Annotated in this window: 7 protein-coding genes; 4 read left to right on the plus strand and 3 right to left on the minus strand. The window is 72.2% G+C overall.

Features of this window, described 5'->3' with window-relative positions; translation table 11 throughout:
- Window positions 1-101 precede the first annotated feature (101 nt).
- Complete coding sequence (locus ACWEMJ_RS33640; RefSeq protein ID WP_452140938.1) at window positions 102-1,493, plus strand: NAD(P)/FAD-dependent oxidoreductase; 1,392 nt, start codon at window positions 102-104, stop codon at window positions 1,491-1,493.
- 92 nt (window positions 1,494-1,585) lie between these two features.
- Here ACWEMJ_RS33640 and ACWEMJ_RS33645 read toward each other — a convergent pair whose 3' ends face one another.
- Both ACWEMJ_RS33645 and ACWEMJ_RS33650 read right to left on the minus strand, forming a co-directional pair.
- Window positions 1,586-2,218, minus strand: a complete 633-nt coding sequence (locus tag ACWEMJ_RS33645; protein ID WP_452140939.1) for a hypothetical protein — start codon at window positions 2,216-2,218, stop codon at window positions 1,586-1,588.
- A gap of 160 nt (window positions 2,219-2,378) precedes the next feature.
- A complete protein-coding gene (locus tag ACWEMJ_RS33650; RefSeq protein ID WP_452140940.1) occupies window positions 2,379-2,999 on the minus strand; it encodes a DinB family protein in 621 nt (206 codons plus the stop codon).
- Between the two features lie 68 nt (window positions 3,000-3,067).
- Here ACWEMJ_RS33650 and ACWEMJ_RS33655 point away from each other — a divergent pair, with 68 nt between their 5' ends.
- Window positions 3,068-3,496 carry a cytidine deaminase gene (locus tag ACWEMJ_RS33655; protein WP_452140941.1) on the plus strand — a complete coding sequence of 143 codons (429 nt, stop codon included), beginning with the start codon at window positions 3,068-3,070 and terminating at the stop codon, window positions 3,494-3,496.
- Window positions 3,497-3,653: 157 nt separating this feature from the next.
- Complete coding sequence (locus tag ACWEMJ_RS33660) at window positions 3,654-4,028, plus strand: nuclear transport factor 2 family protein (protein WP_452140942.1); 375 nt, start codon at window positions 3,654-3,656, stop codon at window positions 4,026-4,028.
- 37 nt (window positions 4,029-4,065) lie between these two features.
- On the opposite strand, the gene ACWEMJ_RS33665 is transcribed toward ACWEMJ_RS33660, so the two are convergent.
- Window positions 4,066-4,461, minus strand: coding sequence for a DUF4345 domain-containing protein (locus ACWEMJ_RS33665; protein ID WP_452140943.1), 396 nt, complete (start codon window positions 4,459-4,461; stop codon window positions 4,066-4,068).
- Window positions 4,462-4,552: 91 nt separating this feature from the next.
- Between ACWEMJ_RS33665 and ACWEMJ_RS33670 the strand changes: the two genes are divergently transcribed.
- Window positions 4,553-5,161: a TetR/AcrR family transcriptional regulator gene (locus ACWEMJ_RS33670; protein WP_452140944.1), complete on the plus strand. Its 609-nt coding sequence runs from the start codon at window positions 4,553-4,555 to the stop codon at window positions 5,159-5,161.
- The last annotated feature ends 132 nt before the right edge of the window (window positions 5,162-5,293 follow it).

Genomic DNA, 5,293 nt, shown 5'->3' on the forward strand with positions numbered 1-5,293 from the left:
TCCGAGCGCGGCAACTTCCCGGTGTTCAAGTCCAACCTGCGCCAGTGGATGATGCGGATCACCGCCTACGCGGACCGCCTGATCTCGGACCTGGAGAGAACATGGACCCCGTACACGCCCTGCGGGACGCCAAGCCCACCCCGTTCTGGCTGGAGGACCCCGGCCGCCCCGCCGCCAACCCGGCGCTCACCGGCGACGAGCGCTGCGACCTGCTGGTCGTCGGCGGCGGCTACAGCGGCCTGTGGACCGCGCTGATCGCCAAGGAGCGCGACCCCGGCCGCGACGTGGTCCTGATCGAGGCCCAGGAGATCGCCTGGGCCGCCTCCGGCCGCAACGGCGGCTTCTGCGCCGCCAGCCTCACCCACGGCCTCGGCAACGGCCACGAGCGCTGGCCGGACGAACTCGCCGCCCTCGAACAGCTCGGCGCCCGCAACCTGCAGTCCATCGAGGACGCCGTCACCGCGCACGGCATCGACTGCGACTGGGAGCGCACCGGCGAACTCGACGTCGCCACCGAACCGCACCAGGTCGAGGAACTCGCCGAACTGTACGAACTCGCCCAGCAGTACGGCGACTACGAACTCCTCGACGCCGACGCCGTGCGCGCCCAGGTCGCCTCCCCGACCTACCTCGGCGCGCTGTGGGACAAGGACGGCGTGGCCATGCTCCACCCCGCCAAGCTCGCCTGGGGCCTCAAGCAGGCCTGCGAGCGGCTCGGGGTGCGCGTCTACGAGCACACCAAGGCCACCGACATCGCCGAATCCGGCCCCGGCATGGCCGTGCGCACCTCCTACGGCCGGGTGTTCGCCCGTCAGGTCGCGCTCGGCACCAACGTGTTCCCCTCGCTGGTCAAGCGCATCCGGCCGTACACCGTGCCGGTGTACGACTACGCGATGATGACCGAGCCGCTCAACGCCGAACAGCTCGCCGCGATCGGCTGGCAGGGCCGGCAGGGCATCGGCGACAGCGCCAACCAGTTCCACTACTACCGGATGTCCGCCGACAACCGGATCCTGTGGGGCGGCTACGACGCCGTCTACCACTACGGGGCCAAGGTCCGCGCCGAGTACGACCACCGGCCGCAGACGTACCAGACCCTCGCCACGCACTTCTTCGAGACCTTCCCGCAGCTCGAAGGCCTGCGCTTCACCCACGCCTGGGGCGGCGCGATCGACACCTGCACCCGGTTCTCGGCGTTCTTCGACACCGCCTACCGCGGCAAGGTCGCCCTCGCCGCGGGCTTCACCGGGCTCGGCGTCGGCGCCACCCGGTTCGGCGCCGAGGTCATGCTCGACCTGCTGGCCGGCCGCCGCACCGAACGCACCGCCCTGGAGATGGTCCGCCGCAAGCCCCTGCCCTTCCCGCCCGAGCCCGTGCGCTGGGCCGGGATCGGCCTCACCAAGTGGTCGCTGGACCGCGCCGACCGCAACGGCGGCCGCCGCAACCTCTGGCTCAAGACCATGGACAGCCTGGGCCTCGGCTTCGACAGCTGACGCGCCCGCTCCTGCCGCCGGCCGCTCCTGCCCGGGAGCGGCCGGCGGTGCGTCAACCGCCCTTGCCGCACGGCCGGTTCGGGCTCCGGCCGTCAGTACAGCTTCTTCACCGCGGTGTTCAGGGTGTTCTTCCACGGGATCACCGGCGGATCGCCCCAGTAGCTCCGCCACAGGACCAGCGTCACCGTGTCGCCGTCGCGGCCCACGCCCCACAGGTAGTTGTCGTCGGGGCGCTCGGTGGCGTTGGCGTCGAAGGTGTGCATCCCCTGGAGGGTGGCGCCCTCCTCGACGTTGATCACCCCGTGGTCGAAGTAGGTCGCGGTCACGCCGGGCTGCTGCGGGGCGTGCGCGCAGGCGAAGTAGTCCCGCCGGGCCCTGTCCGCGAAGGCGGCGGCCTCGGCCTCGGTGTCGAAGACCGCCACCTTCTGCTGGGCGAGCGCGGTCTCCGCGGTGCTGAAGTCCCGGTGCCACACGTTGACTTCGGCCGGCTCGGCGGGCCAGCCCGCCGGGCAGTCGAAGTCGTCGCCCCACCCCCGGGAGGTCGGGTTGGCGCGCCACGACTCGGTCTTCGGCAGGTCGGAGATGTACAGCGTCCCCGGCTGCGGCCGCCACTGGTCGGCAGCCGCCGCCCGACCCGGGGCCACCCCGGCCCCCAGGGCCCCGACCGCCAGCACCGCGGCCCCCATCGTGACCGCGCCGCCGCGCAGCCGTGCACGTACCCCCATGGCTTTCCTTCCTCCGTGCGCATCGATCACCCCGTTCCGCCCCGGACCGGGGCGGAATCCCTTCCACGGTAGGTGTCGGCGCCCGCGCGGCGGGGCCTTTTCGGCCGGATACGACCGAAAAGGGGCCCGGAGGCGCAGCGGCAGGACGGTCGGCCCGGCCTCACTTCCCGGGCGGGACGCTCTCACCGGCCGCGCGGGCGGCTTCGCGGGCGGCCTGTTCGACGCGGGCGAAGTGGGCGGGCCACCAGTCGGGGGAGACCTCGGGGAGGACCGGGTCGCCCGGGCGCAGGCCGGTCGAGCCGTCGAGGAGCTCGCGGGCCAGGTCGAGCTGCCCGGTGTGGCGCTGGCTCTCGACGACCACGTGGAGCAGCATCCGGTGCAGGGGCAGCTGATTGTGCGGCGGCCAGGGGATGCGGCCGGGCGCGTCCAGCGGCAGGGCGTCGACGGTGGCGTCGGAGTGCGCCCAGACCCGGCGGTACTCGGCGATCAGCGCCTCGCGGCTCTCCTCCGGGCGGGCCCACAGGTCGGCGTTGGGCTCGGCGGTGCCCGCGAACCACAGGCCCGGGGCGCCCTCGAAGGGACGGTCGAAGCTCTCGCCGAGATAGACCGCCTCCGCGCCCGTCAGGTGCTTGACCACGCCGAGCAGGTTCGTGCCCGACGGCGTCACCGGGCGGCGCACGTCGTACTCCGACAGGCCCTCCAGCTTCCACAGCACCGCGTCCCGGGCGTCCTGCAGGTAGATCTTCAAACCGCGCTTGAGCTCATCGAGTTGTGTCGTCATGGCCCGGAGTGTGGTCGGGCCCGGAAACCGCTGGCAACGGGTTTTCACATCCCGGTAACGTGCCGCGCATGGCCATCGACCAGGAACTCGTGGACGCCGCGATCGAACTGACCCGCCGCCGCTTCCCCGGCCGGGAGTGGGCCGGCGCCGCCGCGCTGCGCCTCGACGACGGCACCGTGCTGACCAGCACCGCGCCCGAGCCGCCGAACAACGCGGTGCGGCTGTGCCACGAGACCGGGGCGATCTGCGAGGCGTTCAAGCTCGACCGGCGGGTGGTGGCCTCGGTGTGCGTCACCGCCGCCGACGGCGGCCGGGGCTTCTGGGTGCTCGCCCCCTGCGGGGTCTGCCAGGAGCGGCTGTTCGCGTACGGCCCCGACGTCGAGGTCGGCGTGCCGCTCCCCGAGGACCCGACCCGGTGGCGGACGCTGCGGCTGCGCGACGTCCAACCCCACTGGTTCGCCCGGGTGTTCCCCGACGACGTGTGGCCCTACGAGTGAGGCCCGGGCCGACTTGGCGCGCTGTACCGGCGCTGTACCGGCCGCATACCGGCGGCGGGTAGCGTCGCGACGCAGGAAACTTCCCTCGGCACAAGGGACGTCGAAGCATCGGCGGCGGACCCTCGGCGCCGCCGCCAGAGAACCGGGAGCGCGCACCATGCCTCGCACCGACATCCGCGCCGCCCTCGCCGACCTCGTCTTCTCCCGGGAACTCGACCTGGACGAGGCCGCCGAGCGCCACATCACCCCCGACTACGTCCAGCACACCGACGGCAACCCGCTGGACCGCGAAGCCTTCCTCGCCCACATCGCCGGCCTCCGCGAAACCGTGGCCTCCGGGGCGATCGAGGTGCACCAGGAGCTCTTCGACGGCGACCAGTACGCCGACCGCCACACCGCCGCCATCCTCATGAAGGACGGCTCCACGCTCCACCTGGAGGTCCACCTCTTCGGCGAGTTCGCCGCGGACGGCCGCTTCCGCCGCGTCCACGAGACCACCCGCCCCCTCGCAGCCCCCGCCGACGCACCGTAGCGCCGCCGACCCGCAGTGGTGCGCCGACGGTGGCGGGTCAGGTGGTGCTGGTGGCGGTGTCGGCGTCGGTGGCGAGCCGGAGGAAGAGGGGCGGCAGGGTCAGTTCGACGACGCCGAGGGCGATCTGGAACCAGTGCGGCCAGCCGTGCACGGCGAGGGAGAGGAGTCGGCCGACGGCGCCGAGGAAGAAGATGCCGGCGAGGCCGCGGACGGTGGCGGGGCGGATCGGGGACTGTCGGGCGGCCCGGAGCCAGGCGATGCCGTAGCCGGCGAAGATCGCGCCGAAGAAGCGTCCGAGGCTGTCGACGGTCGCGCCGGCCGAACTCTCGCCGGGGATCGCCGCGTTGCCGGCCAGGACGTGGAACAGTCCGATCGCCACGCACGCGTAGCCCATGGTCAGCATCAGACCCCGCAGTGCCTTGGCTTTCGTCATGGCAGTGCCACCCCCCGGATAGTAGACACGTGTCAACCAGTGCTCCCAGGCTACGCGCCGCCAGTAGACACGTGTCAAGTAGCATGGGGTCGTGCCTCCTCGACAGCGCCTCAGCCCCGCCGACCGTCGTGCTCAACTCCTGGGCGTCGCCGCGCAGTTGTTCGCCGCGAAACCGTACGACGAGGTGCTGATGGAGGACGTCGCGGAGCACGCGGGAGTCTCCCGGGCGTTGCTCTACCGGCATTTCGCGAGCAAGCGCGACCTGTTCGCCGCCCTGTACCAGCAGGTCTCCGAGCAACTGCTCGCCAGTACGCGGTTCGACCCCGCCGACTCCCTGGTCGAGCAGCTCGCCCAGGGCCTGGACGCGCACATCGAGTACTTCGCGGAGAACCGCAACACCGTGCTCGCCGCGAACCGGGTGCTGGCGGGCGACCGGCTGGTCCAGACGATCATGGCCGACGAGCTCGACGCCCTGCGCGAGCGGCTGCTCGGCGTGCTCTCGATCGCGGGCGACCGGGCCCGGCAGGCGGTGTCCGGCGTCCTGAAGAGCTGGCTGGTATTCGTCCAAGTCCTGTGCGTGGACTGGCTGATCGACCCGCACTGCACCCGAGCCGAACTGCGTGACGTCTGCATCGGCGCGGTCCTCGGCGCGATCCGGCCGCTGCTGGACGAGGACCCCGCCCCGGACCGGCCGCGCTGAAGAGCCGAAGCCCCGCCACCACCGACACCGTGGCGGTGCTAGGACTTGTCCGGTCGATCATGTGACTGTCACCTGCCTTGCTCGTTGGTTCGGGTATGGGGCGGGGAGATCTCACGGATGCCGAGTGGGAAC

The organism is Kitasatospora sp. NPDC004531, from assembly GCF_053602195.1.

Coding starts and splice junctions, on each gene's coding strand:
- ACWEMJ_RS33640 (WP_452140938.1), top strand. CDS start 102: ATGGACCCCGTACACGCCCTGCGGGACGCCAAGCCCACCCCGTTCTGG.
- ACWEMJ_RS33645 (WP_452140939.1), bottom strand. CDS start 2,218: ATGGGGGTACGTGCACGGCTGCGCGGCGGCGCGGTCACGATGGGGGCC.
- ACWEMJ_RS33650 (WP_452140940.1), bottom strand. CDS start 2,999: ATGACGACACAACTCGATGAGCTCAAGCGCGGTTTGAAGATCTACCTG.
- ACWEMJ_RS33655 (WP_452140941.1), top strand. CDS start 3,068: ATGGCCATCGACCAGGAACTCGTGGACGCCGCGATCGAACTGACCCGC.
- ACWEMJ_RS33660 (WP_452140942.1), top strand. CDS start 3,654: ATGCCTCGCACCGACATCCGCGCCGCCCTCGCCGACCTCGTCTTCTCC.
- ACWEMJ_RS33665 (WP_452140943.1), bottom strand. CDS start 4,461: ATGACGAAAGCCAAGGCACTGCGGGGTCTGATGCTGACCATGGGCTAC.